The following is a 19,422-nucleotide window of genomic DNA, read 5'->3' on the forward strand; positions in this document are numbered from 1 at the left end:
AAACCCGGGGTCGTTTCGGTTCAATCAGAACCGGAATGCCCCCGGGAGGGGGGAGAGGAAGGGGTGGAGCGCCCCCGAATCACCGTTACAGTTCAACGGAAAGCGCGTTCTCGTCAAATTGCAAAGCTGCAAGGCGAGCGTAGAGTCCGCCCGCCCGCGCCAGCTCGTCGTGACGGCCCACTTCCACGATGCGCCCGTTCTCCATCACCACGATGCGATCCGCCGCGCGCACGGTGGAGAGGCGATGCGCGATCACCAAAGTGGTGCGGCTGGCCATCAGCCGGTCGAGCGCATCCTGCACCAGCCTTTCGCTCTCGGCATCGAGCGCGCTGGTGGCCTCGTCGAGCAGCAGGATCGGCGCCTCGCGCAGCAGGGCGCGCGCAATGGCGATGCGCTGGCGCTGGCCGCCCGACAGGCGTGCCCCACCCTCACCCAGGAAGGTGTCGAGCCCCTCGGGCAGATCGCGCAGGAAGGTTTCCGCATTGGCGGCGCTGGCGGCTTCCCAGATCTGGGCGTCGCTGGCGTGCCAGTTGCCATAGCGCAGATTGTCCCGCGCGCTGGCGGCGAAGAGCACACCCTCCTGAGGCACCAGAGCGATGCGGCGGCGAATATCGGCAGGATCGGCGCCGGTCAGCGGCACGCCATCCAGCTTGATCGAGCCGGTGGCCGGGTCATAAAACCGCTCGGCCAGCTGGAAGATGGTGGACTTGCCCGCGCCCGAGGGGCCGACGATGGCCACTGTCTCGCCCGGCTCCACCTTCAGGGTGAAATCGCTGAGCGCCATATATTCGGGCCGCGTGGGATAGCGGAAGGTCACGCCTTCGAAGCTGATCGCGCCGCGTGCGGGCTCGGGCAGGATGATGGGCCGGGCAGGCGCCGCAATCGCGGGCTTTTCCTGCAACAGTTCGGACAGGCGGCTGGCGGCGCCTGCCGCGCGCACCAGATCGCCATAGACTTCTGACAAAGCGCCAAAGGCCCCCGCCACCACGCCGCCGGTCAGCACGAAAGCGGCGATGGTGCCGCCGGTGATCTCATGCCGGGCCACGCCCACGGCGCCGCGCCACATCAGCAGGTTCAGCGCCCCGAACACCAGAAACATCGCCACGCCCGTCATGCAGGCGCGGATCACGATGCGGCGCTTGGCGGTCTCGAAGGTGCGCTCCACCGTGGTCGAGAAGCGCTCGGCCTCAAGGCCTTCCTGGTTGAAGGCCTGCACGATGCGCGTGGCCCCCAGCACTTCGGAGACCAGCCCGCCGATTTCGGCCACCCGGTCCTGACTGTTGCGTGCCGCGCCCTTCAGCCGCCGCCCGAAGATGGTGATCGGCGCCACCACGCAGACGATGCCCAGCAGCAGCCACAGCGTCAGCCGGGGCGCCAGCAGGAACAGGAAGACGATGCCGCCCGTGCCGGTGATGATGTTGCGCAGCGCGATCGAGGCCGTGGTCCCCACCGCCTGCTCGATCAGCGTGGTGTCGGAGGTCAGGCGGCTGGAAATCTCACGCGGGGAGTTTTCCTCGAAGAAGCTGGGAGGCAGGCGCAGCAGATTGCGCTGCACGGCGATGCGGATATCGGCCACCACCCGCTCGCCCAGCCAGCTGACATTGTAGAAACGCAGCGCGGTGGCCAGCGCCAGCACCGCCACCACCGCCAGCAGGCCCTCGAACCAGATCGAGACATCCTCCGGCTTGCTGCCGGGGGCGAAGGCATGGTCGATGATCAGGCGGAACATCATCGGCACGCCAAGCGTTGCGGCCGAAGAGGTGACCAGCGCCATCAGCGCCATGGTCACCCGCCCGGGATAGGCCACCGCCGCCTGCCAGATCATGCGCAGCGCGCCCAGCTTGCGGGCCTCTTTCGCCGTGGCCGGCGCGCTCTGAGACGCCGCGTTTTCCGGCGCCTCCAGGGAAACGGCATCCGTTGCGCTGAGCGCGGGATCGGCGGCTGGAGCGGACGCGTCGATGGTCATGGCCCGAGCCCCTAAAACATTTCTGCGGGCGATGGAATGGGGCGATGAAATGGTGCGCGATCAAACCCTGATGGTGAATGCGCCGCAATTTTTACATGTCATCGGGTAAATTCATCCGGGCCAAGGCGATTGTGCATTGCAACATGGCGCAATCGCCCCCACATTTGGGGTCAAGCGGCAGCAAGACCGCCCGCCGGATCGCCCGGACCGGCATGCAGGAAAGTGCCAATGCTTTATAATCTTTATGAAATGCAGCGCAGCTTGCTGTCGGGCGCCAGTGCCTGGGCATCGGTGATGGCTGAAACTGTCACGAATCCCTCCATCGGCCCGTCGCTGCTGGGCATGGGGCCGGTGATCGCCAGCGCACTGGATGTCTTCGCCCATGCCGCCATGCCGCGCGGCAAGCCCACCTTCGATATCGAGACCGTCACCGTCGATGGCCAGAGCCATCCGGTCACGGAAGCCATCGTGCAGCACCGCCCCTTCGGCAATCTGCTGCGCTTCACCCATGACGGCCTGCCCGAAGACGCCCCGCGCCTGCTGATCGTCGCCCCGATGAGCGGCCACTATGCCACGCTGCTGCGCGGCACGGTGGCGCGCATGCTGGAACGCTCGGTGGTCTATATCACCGACTGGGCCGATGCGAAGATGGTGCCGGCCGAGGCGGGCAATTTCGACCTCGACGATTACATCGACTATCTGATCGGCTATCTGGAGCATATCGGCCCCGGCACGCATATGCTGGCCGTCTGCCAGCCCAGCGTGCCCGCGCTGGCCGCCACGGCGGTGATGGGCAAGGCGAAGCACCCCGCCCGCCCCCGCACCCTCACCCTGATGGGCGGACCGATCGACACGCGTGAGGCGCCCACCAGCGTCAATGACGTGGCCACGGATCGCCCCCTCGCCTGGTTCCAGCACAGTGTGATCGCCACCGTGCCGCTGCATTACCCCGGCGCAGGCCGCAAGGTTTACCCCGGCTTCCTGCAGCTGGCGGGCTTCATCTCGATGAACCTGCAGACCCATCTGATGAGCCACTGGCAGATGTTCCGCCACCTCGTCGACGGCGATGGCGAACATGCCAACAGCTCCAAGGCCTTCTATGAGGAATACCGCAGCGTCTGCGACATGACCGCGGAATTCTACCTCCAGACCATCGAGCATGTGTTCCAGAAGCACTCGCTGCCCAAGGGCGAGTTCGTCCATCGCGGCGAGCCGATCGATCTTTCGGCCATCACCGACACCGCCCTGCTGGCCGTGGAAGGCGAGCGTGACGACATCTCCGGCATCGGCCAGACCCGCGCCGCGCTGAAGCTGGCCCCGCGCCTGGCCGAGGATCAGAAGCGCTATCTGCTGGTGGAGAAGGTGGGCCATTACGGCATCTTCAACGGCTCGAAATGGCGCACCATCATCGCCCCGGTGGTGGAAAGCTGGATGACCCAGCATGGCGGCGAGGGTGCCAAGGCCCCTGCCCCCAGCCGGATCAAGGCCGTCAAGTAAGGCCTCAGACAAGCAAGCTATCAGGGCGAAGGCGGGCTATCCCTCCTTCGCCCAAATCTTATCGGCCGTCGGAATCGCCGCCGCTGCGCCGGGTGATGTCGAAGCGGATACGCACCCACTCCCCGACCTGCGGCTTGCCATTGATGCGCGGCGGCCAGACCAGGAACTGCCACGCCGCCTGCTGCAGCTGATGGCCCAACCCCGTACCATGCGGATTTTCATCGAGAATCTCGCAATCCTCGACATGGAAATGCTCGACCGTGCGGCAGGCGATCGTCGCCCAGGCACCCGGCGGCACCGAGGGCTTGATGTAAGGCCGCGTCTCGGCCTCGGTCGGCTCGCGATACCAGCGGGCATTGTACAGAATCTGTCCGCCCGGTCCGGTGCCCGCACCCTCGCCACCGCCCGAGCCACCACCACCGCCGCCGCCCCCGCCGCCACCGGCCGACTTGGGCATCTTGCTGATGTCTGACGAGGCCATCTCGTCATGGCTCATATGGATAAAGCCCGGCGTGACAGGCGCAGGCGGGGGCGGCGGCGCCTCCTCCGGCTTCTGCAAGGGCGCGGGCGGGCGCACGGCAGCGGTCACCGCATGGGTGACCTCGGTCTTCTGCTTCTGCTCGGGCGTCTTCTTCTGCTCATTCTTCTCCTGAGACAGGCTGAGCGAGACAAGATGCCCCTGCCCCGGGCCAGATCCCGGCCCCACCACGCCCAATTCCAGCAGAATCAGCGCAAACAGCAGCAGAATCGCCAGCGAAAGCAGCGCCGACACCGTGCGATCACGCAGGCGACGTTGTCCGGCAAAAGAGACGGGCAGGCTAATCGGTCGAACCTTTCATGGCCGCCTGGTGGAGCAAAGGCAGCGCGGGAATCGGAGGCGCATGGGGCATAGAGCCTGCATCTTTCCCTGCAAAGCGGAACATGTACGGGAGGTGAAAGGCTTTAGGCAGGAAAAGGAAAATGCGAGGGTGTTACACCCTCGCGCTCCCTTTAATGCCTACGTTGCGCCCCACCTTTGCGTCAGCCACGCATTCCGAGCGCCGCAGGCTTTAAATGGTGAGTGCAGCCTATCGTTCATCAAAGGCCTGCCTGCGGCGCCTTATGCAATGCAGGTGGAGAGCCCAAGCGCATGGCTTCGGTGCCACTGAGGCTTCGCCGGAAGACGTCCCGGGAGCGCGAGGGGATAATCCCCTCGCATCTTCCTTTTTCCTTCAAAAAACCTCCAGCAAGGCAGCCACCCCCTGCCCACCCCCGACACACATCGTCACCACCGCATAGCGCACACCCCGGCGGCGCCCCTCGATCAGCGCATGCATCACCAGCCGCGCCCCGGTCATGCCATAGGGATGGCCCAGCGCCAGCGCGCCGCCATTCACATTGAGGCGCTCCTCGGGCAGGCCCAGCGCATCGCGGCACAGGATGGCCTGCACGGCGAAGGCCTCGTTCAGCTCCCACAGACCGATATCCTCCACCCCCAACCCATGGCGGGCGAGCAGGCGGGGCACGGCGGCAATCGGGCCCAGCACCATGGCCTCGGGCGCGGTGCCCACCGCAACCATGCCGACAAAACGCCCCATCGGCTCCAGCCCCTTCGCAGCGGCGGCGCGGGCGCTCATCATCACCACGGCGGCAGCGCCATCGGAGAGCGGGCTGGCATTGCCCGCCGTCAGCGCATCGGTGCCGGGCGCGGGGGTCAGGCGGGCCAGCGCCCGGGCCGAAGCGTTGGGGCGCACGCCTTCGTCGCTGGCCAACACGCGGCCATCGGGCAGGGTGAAGGGGGCGATCTCGGCGTCGAAGGCTCCGGCCTGCTGCGCCGCTGCGGCCTTGCGGTGGGAGGCCAGCGCATAGGCATCCATCGCCTCGCGGCTTATCGCGTGGCGGGCGGCGACGGTCTGGGCGGTGTCGATCATCATCATGTCGGCGCCGGGATGCGTCGCCACCAGAGCGGGGTCGGGATCGTAGCGGAAGGCGTCGGTCTGGATCTGGCTGATCGATTCCTGCCCGCCGGCGATCAGCAAGTCGGCCTCACCCGCGCGGATGGTGCGGGCGGCCAGAGCGATGGCGGCAAGGCCCGAGGCGCATTGGCGGTCCACGCTCATGCCCGGCACGGTGTCCGGCAGGCCCGCGCGCAGGGCGGCAAGGCGTCCCAGATTGGGACATTGCCCACCCTGAAGCATCGCGCCGCCCCAGATCACATCCTCCACCTGCGCGCCGTCGATCCCGGCGCGGGAAAGGGCGGCGGCGATGGCATGAGCGCCGAGCGACACAGGATGGACCGAGGCCAGTCCACCGCGAAAGGCACGACCGATGGGGGTGCGCGCGGCGGAGACGATCACCGCGTCATCAGGCTGGAGAGAAGGCATGACGGCGCCGCTCTGGCCCCGCATGGGCCGCTTGGCAAGAGGGTGTCGGCAGGGGGCCGTGTCTACCCCGCGTGCAACGAGGCGGCCTGCATCCGCATGGCAGAGGCGCCCGGCATGGCGGGATGGCGGCGCTCATTGACCTGCCTCACCAGGGCGATCTGCAGGCCGATCAGCATATAGATGAAGGGCTGGAAGGCGATGCCCACAAAGGCCGCGCCCATTAGATAGACGATATGCCCCTGCTGCAGCGCCACGGCCATGCCGTAATCCTTGCGGTCCCCCGGATCGGTGGATTTGCGCAGCCGCCGCTGCACGCCTTCAAGCTGGATGATGCCGCTGATCTGCAAAGTCAGCCACAGGATCAGCCCGGGCCAGCCCTGTTCGCCCAGCATTTCGAAATAGGAGGAGTGGAAGGCGCGGGCCTGATCGCGGGTCTGGGTCGATTCCAGCGTGGTCACGCCGCCGCCTCCGGATTCGGCGGCCTGCGTGTTGATCACCAGCTTGTTGCTGCGATAGGCCTCGAAACCGCCGCCGAAGGGATGGTCGGCGGCGTAACCGATGGTCCATTTCCACACGGCGATGCGGGTGGAGGCCGATTCGTCGGACTTGTTGTTCTCGATGGTGTTCATGCGCGCGGTGAAGCTTTTGGGCAGGAAGGGCACCGCCACCAGCGCCGCCACCGCCATCAGCCCGATATAGAGCATGCGGTTCTTGGCCGAGCGCAGCATCAGCAGCGCCAGCAGACCCGCGCACATCAACCCGGTGCGCGCCTCGGTGCCCACGGGGATCAGCAGGGCGGAAAAGGCGATGCCCAGAGCGAAAAGCTGGGTGCGCCGGTCGGGCGGGAAGATCGTGCCCTCTTTCGCCAGCCACAGCGCCAGCGGCACCAGCGAGACCGACACGCAGGACAGGATCGAGCCCTCGTAAAGCCCGGTGTTGTCATTGATGAACAGCTTGAGCGCGCCATAACCGCCGCCGCCGCCCAGTGTCTTGAGCCCGCCATCGATGATGATCGATCCGGCGGCCAGCACCATCACCAGCGCGGCGGCCTCCAGCCTCAGGCGGGTGCGCAGGGTGAAGGGCAGGAAGATGGCGAAGACCAGCGCCTTCCACACCCAGTCCCACTTGCCCGCTGCCGCCTCGGCGAAATCGGCGGTCTGGGTGGAGATGCCGCAATAGACCAGCAGGATCAGCATCAGGAACTGACGGAAGGAAAAGCGCATGTTCTGCTTGTCGTCGAACACGGCCCAGCCCACCACGGCCAGCACGAAGGCCACCAGCGAGATGGGAATGCTGGCCAGCTGCGCGCCCGGCATCTTCTGCGGCGCGAGAATATCGACCCACAGATAGAGCAGCACCCAGATAAAGGGCCGCCGCAGCCCCATCGCCATCAGATAGAGCGCAAAGATCGCCAGCAGCAGGTTAAACACGAGGGCTGCCCCCGCCAGCTTTGCTCCCACCCAGCCCCGGCAGGCGGGCAATGCCCACGCGGCTGCCCGAAGCGCCATTCTGACCCGGCGCCGGGCTCATGGGTTGATCCGGTGTGGAGGAAGCCTCTGGCGCCTTCACCGGTTCCTTGTCCAGATCATTGCGGGCCAGCAGGCGGATGATGGCGATCACCAGCAGCAGATGGGTTATGCCGATGGCCAGATTGTCGATCAAACCCAGTGCCCCTGCTGCGCAACAACCCGTGCCAAACGGCAAAATCCCGAGCGCCCTGGCGCCACTTTACCCCCCGCCCCTAGCAGACCAGCGGTTGACGGAGCGTTAAGCCTTTTTCCATTAGAGCATTTGCGCTTCGAGCGACACCGCTCTCGTCATTTGATGCCTCATGTTCCGAGCCTTTGACCGTATACGGCCAACTCGAAAATGCTCTAGAGAAACCGAACCATGACGCGCGTGCTCCACATCCTCGATCATTCGCTGCCGATGCACAGCGGCTACACCTTCCGCACCCGCGCGATCATGACCGCCCAGACCGCGCTGGGGCTGGAGGTGCGCGGCATCACCGGCCTGCGCCATACCATGGATGGCCCCGACACCGAAGAGGCCGAGAGGCTGACCTTCCACCGCACGCGGGGCGAGGCCAAGGGCCCGCCCGGCCTGCGCGAATGGCGCGAGACCAGCCTGCTGGCCGATGCCATCGTGGCACTGGCGCAGGAATGGCGGCCCGATGTGCTGCATGCCCATTCTCCGGCGCTATGCGGGCTGGCGGGGCTGCGTGCCGCGCGGCGGCTGGGGATTCCGCTGGTCTATGAGATTCGCGCCTTCTGGGAAGATGCCGCCGTGGGCAATGGCACCGGCAGGGAAGGCGATCTGCGCTACAATCTGATCCGCCGGCTGGAGGATTATATCGTCGCCCGCGCCGATGCGGTGGTGACGATCTGCGACGGGCTGAAGCAGGATCTGGTCGCGCGCGGCAATGATCCCGAACGCATCACCATCATGCCCAATGGCGTGGACCTGACCCTGTTCGGCACGCCGCCGAGCCGCGATGAAAATCTCGCGCGCGATCTCACTTTGGGCAGCGGGCCGGTGATCGGCTTTATCGGCAGCTTCTATGATTACGAGGGCCTGGACGATCTGATCGAGGCGATGCGCTTCCTCTCCGAAACGCATCCCGATGCCCGCCTGCTGATGGTCGGCGGCGGGCCCCGCGCGGAGGCCCTGCGCGCTCAGGCCGCAGCCAGCCCGGTGGCATCGATGATCCGCTTCGTGGGCCGCGTGCCGCATGGCGAGGTCGAGAACTATTACGCCCTCTGCGACATCATGGCCTATCCGCGCAAGAAGAGCCGCCTGACCGATCTGGTCACGCCGCTCAAACCGCTGGAAGCCATGGCTCAGGGCAAGCTGGTGGCGGCCAGCGATGTGGGCGGCCACCGCGAGCTGATCGAGGATGGGGTGACCGGCACGCTCTTCCCGCCCGACGATCCCAAGGCCTGCGGCGAGGCGCTGGCCGCGCTGCTGTCGGACCGCTCGCATTGGGAAGAAAGACGTGAAGCCGGGCGCAACCATGTTGCGCAGGCGCATGATTGGCATCACAATGTTTCTCGTTATCTCGATGTTTACCAAAACTTGAGAGATCCGGGCAACAATGGGGCCCATGCAAGCGGCCCTCAGGGCTGAACGGATTAGAGAGCGGGACACAGGCTTTGGCAGATCAGGCATCTCTCGGCGGCAGAAAACCCCGGCCTTTGGCGGGTTACCCGGGTTTTACCCCGGCACTGGTGATCTGGTTCGCGGCGCTCTTCGGCCTGTCTGTCGTGGCGATTCGCGGCTCGCTGCTGGAAAGCTGGATGATGGGGGCGCAGCTCGATCTGATCGTGCCCGCCGCCGCTCCGCCGCTCGGCATGCTGTCACGCCTGCTGATCGCCCTGCCCTTTGCCGCTGTCGGCGGCGGCATCGGCTGGCTGGCCGCGCGTCTGCTGCGCAACAGGGGGCAGCACAGCGATGGCGGCTTCCAGCTGCGTTCGCGCGATCGCCATCCTGACCATCCGGCCCGCCGCCCGATCAGCGCTCATGCCGAATTGGGCGATGAGGGCCTGGGCCGTGCCGACGCGCCCCGCGCCTATGACGAGACCCCCGCCGAACCCTATCCGGTGGAAACCTTCCGTTCGAGCTTTGCCGAGCCCGCCCCGCTCAGCGAAACACCGCTGGTCGAAACTGCGGTGGTCGAGGCTGTGCAGCCGCTGCCTTTCGCGGTGGAGCTGCCGCCTGTCGCCCCCTTCACCGAAGATCCCTTCCTTGAGGATCAGCCGCTCGAAGCGCTGCCCATCGGCGCATCGGTGGCCGCGCTGCCGGTCTTTGCGACCCAGCCCGCCTTCAACGCTCCGGCCATGGCGACCGGCCATACAGCCGCGATCCCCGAGATCCTGCCGCCGCTGGCACAGGGCGAGTTCGTGCCGCCGCTGCTTCAGGTCGAGAGCATCGCGCCGATTGCCTATCCCCCGCCGCCGCCCGCCGCGCCGGTCAGCGATACGCCTTCCGTGCCCTATCCGGCTCCGGCCCGGGAGCAGGAACAGCACCCCGCGGAACAGGCCAGCGAAGAGACCGCCATCCCGGTCATCACCCCCTTCCCGCTGCTCACCCCGCCGCAGCCGCAGGCGGAAGCCGAGGCGCCGGACGTGCAGGAACCCTGGCACAGCCTGCCGCCGCTGGTGAGCGACAGCGATCTGGAGCAGCAGGCCCATCTGCGCGCACCCGTGGCGGCGCCGCCCTCGGCCTCGGTCACGCCGATCCGTCCGCGCGTGCATCTGGCCACGCTGCATGATCTGCCCATCGTCATCGATCCGATCACGCCCGACGCCGAGGAAGACGCGCCCGAAGCCGCCGCCAAGGAGGCTCACCATGAGGCCATGATCGGCGCCACCCCGGTGCAGCCGCGCAGCCACACCGAGGAACGCATCGGGCAAGCCGCGCTTGACGATCTGAGCCATGTCGAACTGATCGAGCGTCTCGCCCTCGCAATGAAGAAGCGTGACGATCAGGCGGCGGAGCATGACGACGCCCCGATCCCCCTGCCGCTGCGCGCCACCCCTCAGGGTCGCGCGCTGGCGGCTCAGGTCGATGAACTGGCGGGCACTCAGGCCAGCCTGCGCTCGGCGCTGGCCGCGCTGCGCGAAGTTAAATAATTACGCGCCGGACGTCGATTCCGGCATTTTCTGCACAAGCCTTACAGGCCCGAATTGCTATTCCTTACAACTCTGGCCGGAAATGTGCCCCGGACGGGGCCTTTCCCGGTTGCCAAATGCCCCTGCAATCGGCATGGGGCAAATTGCGCATTTCGGGCCGTAAAGGGCGGCCGCGATTCGCGCTCCAAACAGAGTTAGGCTAGGATATCGCCGTGGGAATCGGCGGTGTCCCTCGTTGCAGGAAAGATAATCGATGGGTTTTCCAGAGCCCCAGGGCCTCTACGATCCGAAGAACGAGCACGACGCGTGCGGTGTTGGTTTTGTTGCGCATATCAAAGGCGCCAAAAGCCACGAGATCATTACCCAGGCCCTGGAGATTCTGAAAAATATTGACCATCGCGGCGCGGTGGGCGCCGACCCGTTGCTGGGTGACGGCGCGGGCATCCTGATCCAGCTGCCCGACGCGCTGCTGCGCGACTGGGCCAATGGCGCGGGCCTCACCCTGCCCCAGCCCGGCGACTATGCCGTGGCCATGTGCTTCCTGCCTCAGGATGAGGCGAGCCAGAAGTTCATCGTTGAAACTTTCGAGAAGTTCATCGCCAAGGAAGGTCAGCATCTGATCGGCTGGCGCGATGTGCCCGTCACGATGGACGGTCTGGGCAAGGCCGTGCTCGATTCCATGCCGGTGATCCGCCAGTGCATCGTGGGCCGCGGTGAGAACTGCGCCGATCAGGACGCTTTCGAGCGCAAGATCCTGGCGATCCGCAAGCAGACCCAGAACCCGCTGGCGGCGCTGGCCGAAAAGCACGGGCTGCCCGGCCTGACCGAGCTGTACATGCCCAGCTTCTCGACCCGCACCATCGTGTACAAGGGTCTGCTGCTGGCGACGCAGGTCGGGTCGTTCTACAACGATCTGGTCAACCCGCTCTGCGTTTCGGCGCTGGGTCTGGTTCACCAGCGTTTCAGCACCAACACCTTCCCCAGCTGGAAGCTGGCGCATCCCTTCCGCTTCATCGCGCATAATGGTGAAATCAACACCGTGCGCGGCAATGTGAACTGGATGAACGCCCGCCGCCGCATCATGGAATCCGAGCTGCTGGGCCCGGATCTCGACAAGATGTGGCCGATCATCCCGCACAACCAGTCGGACACGGCTTGCCTCGACAATGCGCTCGAACTGCTGCTGGCCGGTGGCTACAGCCTTGTGCACGCCATGATGATGCTGATCCCGGAAGCCTGGGCCGGCAATCCGCTGATGGATGCGCAGCGCCGCGCCTTCTACGAATATCACGCCGCGCTGATGGAGCCGTGGGACGGCCCCGCTGCCGTCGCCTTCACCGATGGCCGCCAGATCGGCGCCACGCTGGACCGCAACGGTCTGCGCCCTGCCCGCTTCATCGTCACCAAGGACGATGTGGTGGTGATGGCCTCGGAAAGCGGCGTGCTGCCGATCCCCGAAGAGAGCATCCTGCGCAAGTGGCGCCTCCAGCCCGGCCGCATGCTGCTGATCGACTTCGAGGAAGGCCGCATCATCGAGGATGAGGAGATCAAGGCCCGCCTCACCAGCGAGGAGCCCTATCAGGAGTGGCTCGATCAGGCGCAGTACAAGCTGAAGGATCTGGAAGTCGTCGAGCCCGAGCTGGCCGCGCTTCCCACCGAAAGCACCAGCCTGCTCGACCGCCAGCAGGCCTTCGGCTACACGCAGGAAGACGTTTCGCGCTTCCTTGAGCCGATGGCTGTGCTGGGTGACGACCCCATCGGCTCGATGGGCACCGACACGCCGATTGCGGTGCTGTCGCGCAAGTCGCGCCTGCTGTTCGATTATTTCAAGCAGAACTTCGCTCAGGTCACCAACCCGCCGATCGATCCGATCCGCGAGGAGCTGGTGATGAGCCTTGTCTCGATGATCGGCCCGCGCCCCAATCTGCTGGGCCGCGAGGCGGGCACGCACAAGCGTCTGGAAATCGATCAGCCGATCCTGACCAATGACGATGTGGCCAAGATCCGCAGCGTGGAAGCAGCCCTCGATGGCGCCTTCCGCACCGCCACCATCGACACCACCTGGGACGCCAAGGCCGGTGCTGCCGGTCTGGAACAGGCGATCAAGGAAATGTGCTGGGCCGCCACCGAGGCGGTGCTGGCCGACAAGAACATCCTGATCCTGTCTGACCGCGCCCAGAACACCGACCGTATCGCCATGCCCTCGCTGCTGGCGACGGCGGCGATCCATCACCACCTCGTCCGTCAGGGCCTGCGCATGCAGGTCGGTCTGGTGGTCGAGACGGGTGAGGCCCGCGAAGTGCATCACTTCTGCGCGCTGGCCGGTTTCGGCGCCGAGGCGATCAACCCCTATGTGGCCTTCGAAACCCTCGAAGACATCCGCATCCGCAAGGAGCTGCCGCTGACCACCTATGAGGTTCAGAAGAACTTCATCAAGGCGATCGGCAAGGGCATCCTGAAGGTGATGTCCAAGATGGGCATCAGCACCTATCAGTCCTATTGCGGCGCGCAGATCTTCGACGCCATCGGCCTGTCGTCGGCTTTCATCGCCAAGTACTTCACCGGCACCGCCACCACCATCGAGGGTGTGGGCCTGCTCGAAGTGGCCGAGGAAACCGTGCGTCGCCACGCCGTGGCCTATGGCGACAACCCCATCTACAAGCATATGCTCGATGTGGGCGGCATGTATCAGTATCGCCTGCGCGGCGAGGATCATGCCTGGACGCCGGAAAATGTCGCCAGCCTGCAGCATGCGGTGCGCGGCAACACGCCTGAAAAGTATCGCGAATTTGCGGATTCGATCAACGATCAGGCACAGCGCAACCTCACCATCCGTGGGCTGATCGATCTGAAGCCCGGCGACAAGGCGATCCCTCTCGATGAGGTCGAGCCCGCCAGCGAGATCGTGAAGCGCTTCGCCACCGGTGCGATGAGCTATGGCTCGATCAGCTGGGAATCGCACACCACGCTGGCCATCGCCATGAACCGTATCGGTGCCAAGTCGAACACCGGCGAAGGCGGCGAGGACCCCGCGCGCTTCAAGCCGCTGCCCAATGGCGACACGATGCGTTCGGCGATCAAGCAGGTGGCCAGCGGCCGCTTTGGTGTGACGACCGACTATCTGGTCAATGCCGATGACATCCAGATCAAGATGGCTCAGGGCGCCAAGCCCGGTGAGGGCGGCCAGCTGCCCGGCCAGAAGATCGACAAGACCATCGGCAAGACCCGCCACTCGACGCCGGGCGTGACGCTGATCTCGCCCCCGCCGCACCACGACATCTATTCGATCGAGGACATCGCTCAGCTGATCCACGATCTCAAGAACGTCAACCAGCGCGCCCGTGTTTCGGTCAAGCTGGTGTCGGAAGTGGGTGTGGGCACGGTGGCCGCAGGCGTTTCCAAGGCGCGCGCCGACCATGTGACGATCTCGGGCTACGAGGGCGGCACGGGTGCCTCGCCGCTCACCTCGCTGACGCATGCGGGCAGCCCGTGGGAGATCGGTCTCGCTGAAACCCAGCAGACGCTGCTGCTCAACAATCTGCGTTCGCGCATCTGCGTGCAGGTCGATGGCGGCCTGCGCACCGGTCGCGACGTGGCCGTTGGCGCGCTGCTGGGTGCCGACGAGTTCGGCTTCGCGACCGCGCCGCTGATCGCCGCTGGCTGCATCATGATGCGCAAGTGCCACCTCAACACCTGCCCGGTGGGCGTCGCGACGCAGGACCCTGTGCTGCGCGCCCGCTTCACCGGCCAGCCCGAGCATGTGATCAACTACTTCTTCTTCGTCGCCGAAGAGCTGCGCGCGATCATGGCCGAGATGGGCTTCCGCACCGTCGCCGAGATGGTGGGCCGCGTTGACCGCCTCGACATGAAGAAGGCGATCAACCACTGGAAGGCGCAGGGCATCGATCTGGGCAAGCTGCTCCATCAGGTGCCGCTGGGTGACAGCCCCTCGCTGGGCTGGACCGGCACGCAGGACCACGGTCTTGAGGCTGCTCTGGACAATGAGCTGATCTCGGCCAGCGCCGATGCGCTGATCGAGGGCAAGCCGGTGCGGCTGGAGCGCAATGTCATCAACGTCAACCGCACGGTCGGCGCGATGCTCTCGGGCGAGGTGGCCAAGCGTTACGGCCATGCCGGCCTGCCCGACAACACCATCCACGTCAGCCTGAACGGCGTGGCCGGGCAGAGCTTTGCCGCCTTCCTGGCGCATGGCATCACGCTCGATCTGGTGGGCGATGCCAATGACTATGTCGGCAAGGGCCTTTCGGGTGGCCGCGTGATCGTGCGCCAGCCGGCGCATGTGAAGCGCGATCCCACCCAGAACATCATCGTGGGCAACACGGTGATGTATGGCGCGATCAGCGGCGAGGCCTTCTTCAACGGCGTGGCGGGCGAACGCTTTGCCGTGCGCAACTCGGGCGCTATCGCGGTGGTCGAGGGTACGGGTGACCATGGCTGCGAGTACATGACCGGCGGTGTGGTTGTGGTGCTGGGCAAGACTGGGCGCAACTTCGCGGCGGGCATGTCGGGCGGCATCGCCTATGTCTATGACGAGGAAGGCAATTTCGCCGATCTCGCCAACAAGGCACAGGTCGATCTGCTCCCGGTCAAGCTGGGTCGCGACGAAGATGAGGGCGCGGGTCGCCCCGGCCAGCGCACCGTCAGCGTCAACGATCTGGGTATGGGCGACATGCTCTATCACGACGCGGATCGCCTGCGCATCCTGCTGGAACGTCATCACCTGCACACGGGCAGCCAGCGCGCCCGCGACCTGCTCGACGACTTCGACAATGCTGTCAGCAAGTTCGTCAAGGTCATGCCGCGCGATTACGCCGGTGCATTGAAGCAGATGGAAGCCGAGCGCCTCGCCGCCGCCTCCGTCGCTGCCGAATAAGGGTTAGAATACAATGGGCAAGGAAACCGGCTTTCTCGAGCTTGACCGTCAGGATCGCACCTATGCGGACCCGAAGGAGCGTATCAGCCACTATAAGGAATTCGTCGTTCCGCACGCAGAGGGCGCGCTGAAGGCGCAGGCCTCGCGCTGCATGAACTGCGGCATTCCTTACTGCCACAACGGCTGTCCGGTGAACAACATCATCCCGGACTGGAACCACCTGACCTATGAGGGCAACTGGCAGGGTGCTCTCGAAACGCTGCACTCGACCAACAACTTCCCCGAGTTCACCGGCCGCATCTGTCCCGCCCCGTGTGAAGCTGCTTGCACGCTGAACATCGTGGACCAGCCCGTGACCATCAAGTCGATCGAATGCGCGATCGTCGACAAGGGCTGGGATGAGGGCTGGATCACGCCGCAGGTGCCCGCCAAGAAGACCGGCAAGTCGGTCGCGGTGGTCGGCAGCGGCCCGGCGGGTCTGGCTGCGGCTCAGCAGCTGGCGCGTGCAGGTCACTCGGTGACGGTGTTCGAGAAGAACGATCGCGTCGGCGGGCTGCTGCGTTACGGCATTCCTGACTTCAAGATGGAAAAGCACCTCATCAACCGCCGCATGGTGCAGATGGAGGCCGAAGGCATCTCCTTCCGCACCAGCGTGGAAGTGGGCGTGACCATCTCGGTGGCTTCGCTGAAGGAAAACTTCGACGCCATCGTGCTGGCGGGCGGTGCGGAAGATCCGCGTCCCCTCACCATCCCCGGTTTCGAGCTGCAGGGCGTGCGTTTCGCCATGGAGTTCCTGACCCAGCAGAACAAGCGCAACGCGGGTGACGATGAAATCCGCGCCGCGCCGCGCGGCTCGCTGGTGGCCACCGGCAAGCATGTGGTGGTAATCGGCGGCGGTGACACCGGCAGCGACTGCGTGGGCACCTCGAACCGTCAGGGTGCGCTTTCGGTCACCCAGCTGGAAATCATGCCCAAGCCGCCCGAGAAGGAAGACAAGGCGCTCAGCTGGCCGAACTGGCCGCTGAAGCTGCGCACCTCCTCCAGCCATGAGGAAGGCGTGGAGCGTGACTTCGCCGTGCTGACCAAGCGCTGCGTGGGCGAGAACGGCAAGCTGACCGGTCTGGAATGCGTCCGCGTCGAGTGGGTCAACGGCCAGATGCAGGAGATCGCGGGCAGCGAGTTCACGCTGAAGGCCGATCTGATCTTCCTCGCCATGGGCTTTGTCGGTCCGCGCAAGGCCGGTCTGCTCGATCAGGCGGGTGTGAAGCTGGATGGGCGCGGCAATGTCGCAGCCAACACCTTCGACTATCGCACCAGCGACGAGAAGATCTTCGCTTGCGGCGATATGCGTCGTGGCCAGTCGCTGGTGGTCTGGGCCATCCGTGAGGGCCGTCAGGCCGCCCGCGCGGTGGATGAGGCGCTGATGGGCGTGACCGAACTGCCGCGCTGATCAGGCATAAGCCATAGAAAGGGGCCGATGGGCGGAAACGCCCGTCGGCCCCTTTTTTATGCGCCGGTGAAAGAACTTACTGCGCGCCGCCGAACTGCACTGCGGCCTTGGGAATGCCGATCGTCAGCGTCACATGATGCGAATCCAGCTTGCCCAGATTATGGGCGATGGCGGTGAAGCTCATCTTGCTGTCACCATTGCTGGAGCGCACATTCTCCCAGGTCTGGCCATCGCCTTGCGGGGTGATGAACTCCACCGGCGGATCGCCGCCGCAGGTGCTGCCCGAGCACCATTTCTGATCGACCTGACAATGCACATCCACCAGCTCGGGATTGATCTTGGCCCCGGGAGGCGCCTGAACCGTGATGGTCGCACTATGCCCGGGCGCCACATCCGCCGAGGAGGAGAAGAACAGCAGCCGTTCGGGCGCATGCGGGTTGCAGCTGAAATGGCCGGTGGTCTTGTCCTCGGTCACCATCGAGGAATCGGGCGATGAGGGCGCCTTGTCCGAACCGCAGCCCGCGATCAGCAGGGGAAGCCATGGCGTGAACAGCATGGCCAGCGCCCGGCGCCGGCGAGGGTTGCTCGGTTGAATGGCCCATCACTCCTCTGCTGGAGAGCCACCTGAACGGCGGCCTGTTCGGTAAAACCACCTGAAGTTGATACGGATTTTTTATATGCCCGCAAGGACCGGCAAGATGAAACGCCCTTGGCTCAAGTCCCGATGCAGAAGGCTCAAGGCGCGGGCAATGCCGGGCAGTTGATCGACCCGAATGATGGTGCCGTTTTCCTTGAAAACCATGACATCACGGAAGAAACGGGCTGGAACGGCCGCTCGGTCTGACCGCTCCAGCCGTGTTTTCACACCACCATCTGCCCCGCCATGACGGCCACTGCCCGGGCCATGATCGCCATGGCATCCTTGCCGGGATGCTTGCCATCGGCGGCGGCAGACTTGCCGTTGATGGGCAGCCATTTGCCCGTGGGCGCGGTGGCTCCGCCCTCCTCGATCGGCGCGGCGATATCGATGCAGCCATCGCTGACCCCGGCGCTGATCGCCCCGCCCCTCACCCAGAGGTTCACCGCCTGACGCACCGCATCGAAACCACCCGCCGACTGGCTGACCGTGGTCGAGGCCCCCGCCGCGCTGGTGGAGGTGCTGCCCGGCGTGATGGTGCAAAGGAACACCTTCTCGAAGCCCAGCCCGCGCAGGCGGCTGGCCATGCCGGTCAGATTGGCGATGATCGTCGCGGCGCTGTCGCCGGACACATAATCATTGTTGCCCAGTTCGATGATGGCGTTCCTGGCGCCCAACTGCCCCGCCACGGCAAAGCGCCGCTGCGCCCCGCCCGCCGCCATATAGAGATTGGCCCGGTCCCCCGGCGAGCCGAAGATCACATGCGGCAGGCCCGCTGCCCCCAGCCCGCGCGCAAAAGGCCCGCAACAGCCGCGCATATCGCCTTCGTCCAGACTGCCGCTGCCCATGGAGGTGATGGTCAGGCTGGCCCCCGTGCCGCTGCCGCTCAGCGCGACAAGGCTGGTGGCCCCGCTCGGCTGGGTCTGCCCGGTCTGGCTGGCGGTGCCCGAAAAGCCGCCCAGATAGACCGGATTGACCGCCGTGATGGCCCCGCCGCTCACCGCCTCGACAAGGCCCACAAAGCCCGATCCGGAGGCCATCGCCCCCGCCGTCAGTGCCGATGTGTCGAGCGTGAAGAGATCGCCGACCGCCCAGCCGCTGCCGCCATTGGCGATCGCATAGCCGCCGATCCCCGCCGAGCCGCTGGTGCCCGATCCCACGCTGTCGGCAAAGACGGCCACGCCGGGCACCGGCACCAGCGGCTTGCCGAGGATCGCGATGGGCTGAAAGGGCAGCGCAACCGAAGAGTTCGCGCCGAACAGGTTCTGGGTCATGGTGTAATCGGCCTGCGCGGCGCCGCGTGTCTGCAGGCCGCCCAGCGCCATGCCCTGCATCGTCAGCCCGGCAGGATAAAGACCGTTGCTGTTGTTGACCCAGGTGTAGACCGTCAGGAAACCGCCAACCGGCACCCGCACCGGGATCGTGTCGGAAAGGCGATAGGTCTGGATCGCCGAGGCGCCGCTCGGCAAGGTGAGCATCGGGATGGTGCCGTCACGCGTGCCGTTGAAGGTAACGGGCACGGCGATGGGGCGGCTGCCTGCGGTCCAGTTGGCATTGCCCGGCTTGGGTGGTGAATTGGTGTTGGGTGCAGCGCAGGTGAAGAGCGGGTTGTTGGCGTAGCTCCCGCCGCCGCCGGTGGTGGCGTAAAAGCTCACCTTGTCACCCACGGCGTAGGTGCGTGTGGCGTCCCAGGGCGCGGGCTCATCGGCGGAGACCGAGGCGGTGAAGGGAATGGGCGCGGTGAAATCGACCTCCGCCGCGCCCGCGTAGAAACCGGCGAACATCAGCTGGATTTCCGTGGCACCCTGCGGGCAATAGAACATCATGCGGGCCATGGCGGCGGAGCCCGCGCTGCCATAGGTGGCGAAATTGGCGCGCGTGCAGCCCACGATCTGGCGTTGCAGCTTGGCCAGCGCCTGTTTCGCGCCCAGCGCCAGACCGCGGGCAGTGATATCGGTGGACATGGGGCTTTCTCCGGGCAGGA

At 65.7% G+C, this 19,422-nt stretch carries 13 protein-coding genes; 6 read left to right on the forward strand and 7 right to left on the reverse strand.

Going from position 1 to position 19,422, the window contains the following annotated elements:
• Positions 1-85 precede the first annotated feature (85 nt).
• Positions 86-1,966: an ABC transporter transmembrane domain-containing protein gene (locus HGK27_RS16570; RefSeq protein WP_206241963.1), complete on the reverse strand. Its 1,881-nt coding sequence runs from the start codon at positions 1,964-1,966 to the stop codon at positions 86-88.
• Positions 1,967-2,194: 228 nt separating this feature from the next.
• On the opposite strand from HGK27_RS16570, the gene HGK27_RS16575 reads away from it, so the two are divergent.
• Positions 2,195-3,463 (forward strand): polyhydroxyalkanoate depolymerase, encoded by a 1,269-nt coding sequence (locus tag HGK27_RS16575; protein ID WP_206241964.1) that lies wholly within the window; start codon positions 2,195-2,197, stop codon positions 3,461-3,463.
• A 58-nt stretch (positions 3,464-3,521) separates the two neighbouring features.
• Here HGK27_RS16575 and HGK27_RS16580 read toward each other — a convergent pair whose 3' ends face one another.
• The 4 genes from HGK27_RS16580 to HGK27_RS16595 form a co-directional block, all read right to left on the reverse strand.
• Positions 3,522-4,235: a hypothetical protein gene (locus HGK27_RS16580; RefSeq protein WP_206241965.1), complete on the reverse strand. Its 714-nt coding sequence runs from the start codon at positions 4,233-4,235 to the stop codon at positions 3,522-3,524.
• Positions 4,236-4,674: 439 nt separating this feature from the next.
• Entirely contained in the window at positions 4,675-5,826 is a 1,152-nt protein-coding gene (locus HGK27_RS16585; RefSeq protein ID WP_206241966.1) for a thiolase family protein, read from the reverse strand.
• A gap of 62 nt (positions 5,827-5,888) precedes the next feature.
• Complete coding sequence (locus HGK27_RS16590) at positions 5,889-7,256, reverse strand: DUF5935 domain-containing protein (RefSeq protein WP_241127249.1); 1,368 nt, start codon at positions 7,254-7,256, stop codon at positions 5,889-5,891.
• Positions 7,249-7,488, reverse strand: coding sequence for a hypothetical protein (locus HGK27_RS16595; protein WP_206241968.1), 240 nt, complete (start codon positions 7,486-7,488; stop codon positions 7,249-7,251). Before HGK27_RS16595 ends, HGK27_RS16590 begins: the two co-directional genes overlap by 8 nt.
• Before the next feature lie 228 nt (positions 7,489-7,716).
• Between HGK27_RS16595 and HGK27_RS16600 the strand changes: the two genes are divergently transcribed.
• From HGK27_RS16600 to HGK27_RS16615, 4 genes are all read left to right on the forward strand, one after another.
• On the forward strand, positions 7,717-8,952 hold the full coding sequence (locus HGK27_RS16600) for a TIGR04063 family PEP-CTERM/XrtA system glycosyltransferase (protein ID WP_206241970.1): 1,236 nt from the start codon (positions 7,717-7,719) through the stop codon (positions 8,950-8,952).
• 68 nt (positions 8,953-9,020) lie between these two features.
• Positions 9,021-10,457: a hypothetical protein gene (locus HGK27_RS16605; RefSeq protein WP_206241971.1), complete on the forward strand. Its 1,437-nt coding sequence runs from the start codon at positions 9,021-9,023 to the stop codon at positions 10,455-10,457.
• A gap of 253 nt (positions 10,458-10,710) precedes the next feature.
• Positions 10,711-15,351, forward strand: coding sequence for a glutamate synthase large subunit (gltB, locus tag HGK27_RS16610; RefSeq protein ID WP_206241972.1), 4,641 nt, complete (start codon positions 10,711-10,713; stop codon positions 15,349-15,351).
• A 13-nt stretch (positions 15,352-15,364) separates the two neighbouring features.
• Positions 15,365-16,801 carry a glutamate synthase subunit beta gene (locus HGK27_RS16615; RefSeq protein ID WP_206241973.1) on the forward strand — a complete coding sequence of 479 codons (1,437 nt, stop codon included), beginning with the start codon at positions 15,365-15,367 and terminating at the stop codon, positions 16,799-16,801.
• Positions 16,802-16,877: 76 nt separating this feature from the next.
• On the opposite strand, the gene HGK27_RS16620 is transcribed toward HGK27_RS16615, so the two are convergent.
• Complete coding sequence (locus HGK27_RS16620) at positions 16,878-17,357, reverse strand: hypothetical protein (protein WP_206241974.1); 480 nt, start codon at positions 17,355-17,357, stop codon at positions 16,878-16,880.
• A 153-nt stretch (positions 17,358-17,510) separates the two neighbouring features.
• Here HGK27_RS16620 and HGK27_RS31295 point away from each other — a divergent pair, with 153 nt between their 5' ends.
• Positions 17,511-17,645 (forward strand): hypothetical protein, encoded by a 135-nt coding sequence (locus tag HGK27_RS31295; protein WP_274617170.1) that lies wholly within the window; start codon positions 17,511-17,513, stop codon positions 17,643-17,645.
• A gap of 17 nt (positions 17,646-17,662) precedes the next feature.
• Here HGK27_RS31295 and HGK27_RS16625 read toward each other — a convergent pair whose 3' ends face one another.
• Positions 17,663-19,402, reverse strand: a complete 1,740-nt coding sequence (locus tag HGK27_RS16625; RefSeq protein ID WP_206241975.1) for an SGNH/GDSL hydrolase family protein — start codon at positions 19,400-19,402, stop codon at positions 17,663-17,665.
• Positions 19,403-19,422: the final 20 nt, after the last annotated feature.

Origin of the sequence: Novosphingobium terrae, assembly GCF_017163935.1 — a bacterium.
In the GTDB taxonomy this organism is placed as follows: domain Bacteria; phylum Pseudomonadota; class Alphaproteobacteria; order Sphingomonadales; family Sphingomonadaceae; genus Novosphingobium; species Novosphingobium terrae.

Bases quoted from the DNA above. Each gene is read 5' to 3' on its own strand.
- HGK27_RS16570 (WP_206241963.1), bottom strand. From the start codon at position 1,966: ATGACCATCGACGCGTCCGCTCCAGCCGCCGATCCCGCGCTCAGCGCA.
- HGK27_RS16575 (WP_206241964.1), top strand. From the start codon at position 2,195: ATGCTTTATAATCTTTATGAAATGCAGCGCAGCTTGCTGTCGGGCGCC.
- HGK27_RS16585 (WP_206241966.1), bottom strand. From the start codon at position 5,826: ATGCCTTCTCTCCAGCCTGATGACGCGGTGATCGTCTCCGCCGCGCGC.
- HGK27_RS16600 (WP_206241970.1), top strand. From the start codon at position 7,717: ATGACGCGCGTGCTCCACATCCTCGATCATTCGCTGCCGATGCACAGC.
- gltB (WP_206241972.1), top strand. From the start codon at position 10,711: ATGGGTTTTCCAGAGCCCCAGGGCCTCTACGATCCGAAGAACGAGCAC.
- HGK27_RS16615 (WP_206241973.1), top strand. From the start codon at position 15,365: ATGGGCAAGGAAACCGGCTTTCTCGAGCTTGACCGTCAGGATCGCACC.
- HGK27_RS16620 (WP_206241974.1), bottom strand. From the start codon at position 17,357: ATGCTGTTCACGCCATGGCTTCCCCTGCTGATCGCGGGCTGCGGTTCG.
- HGK27_RS16625 (WP_206241975.1), bottom strand. From the start codon at position 19,402: ATGTCCACCGATATCACTGCCCGCGGTCTGGCGCTGGGCGCGAAACAG.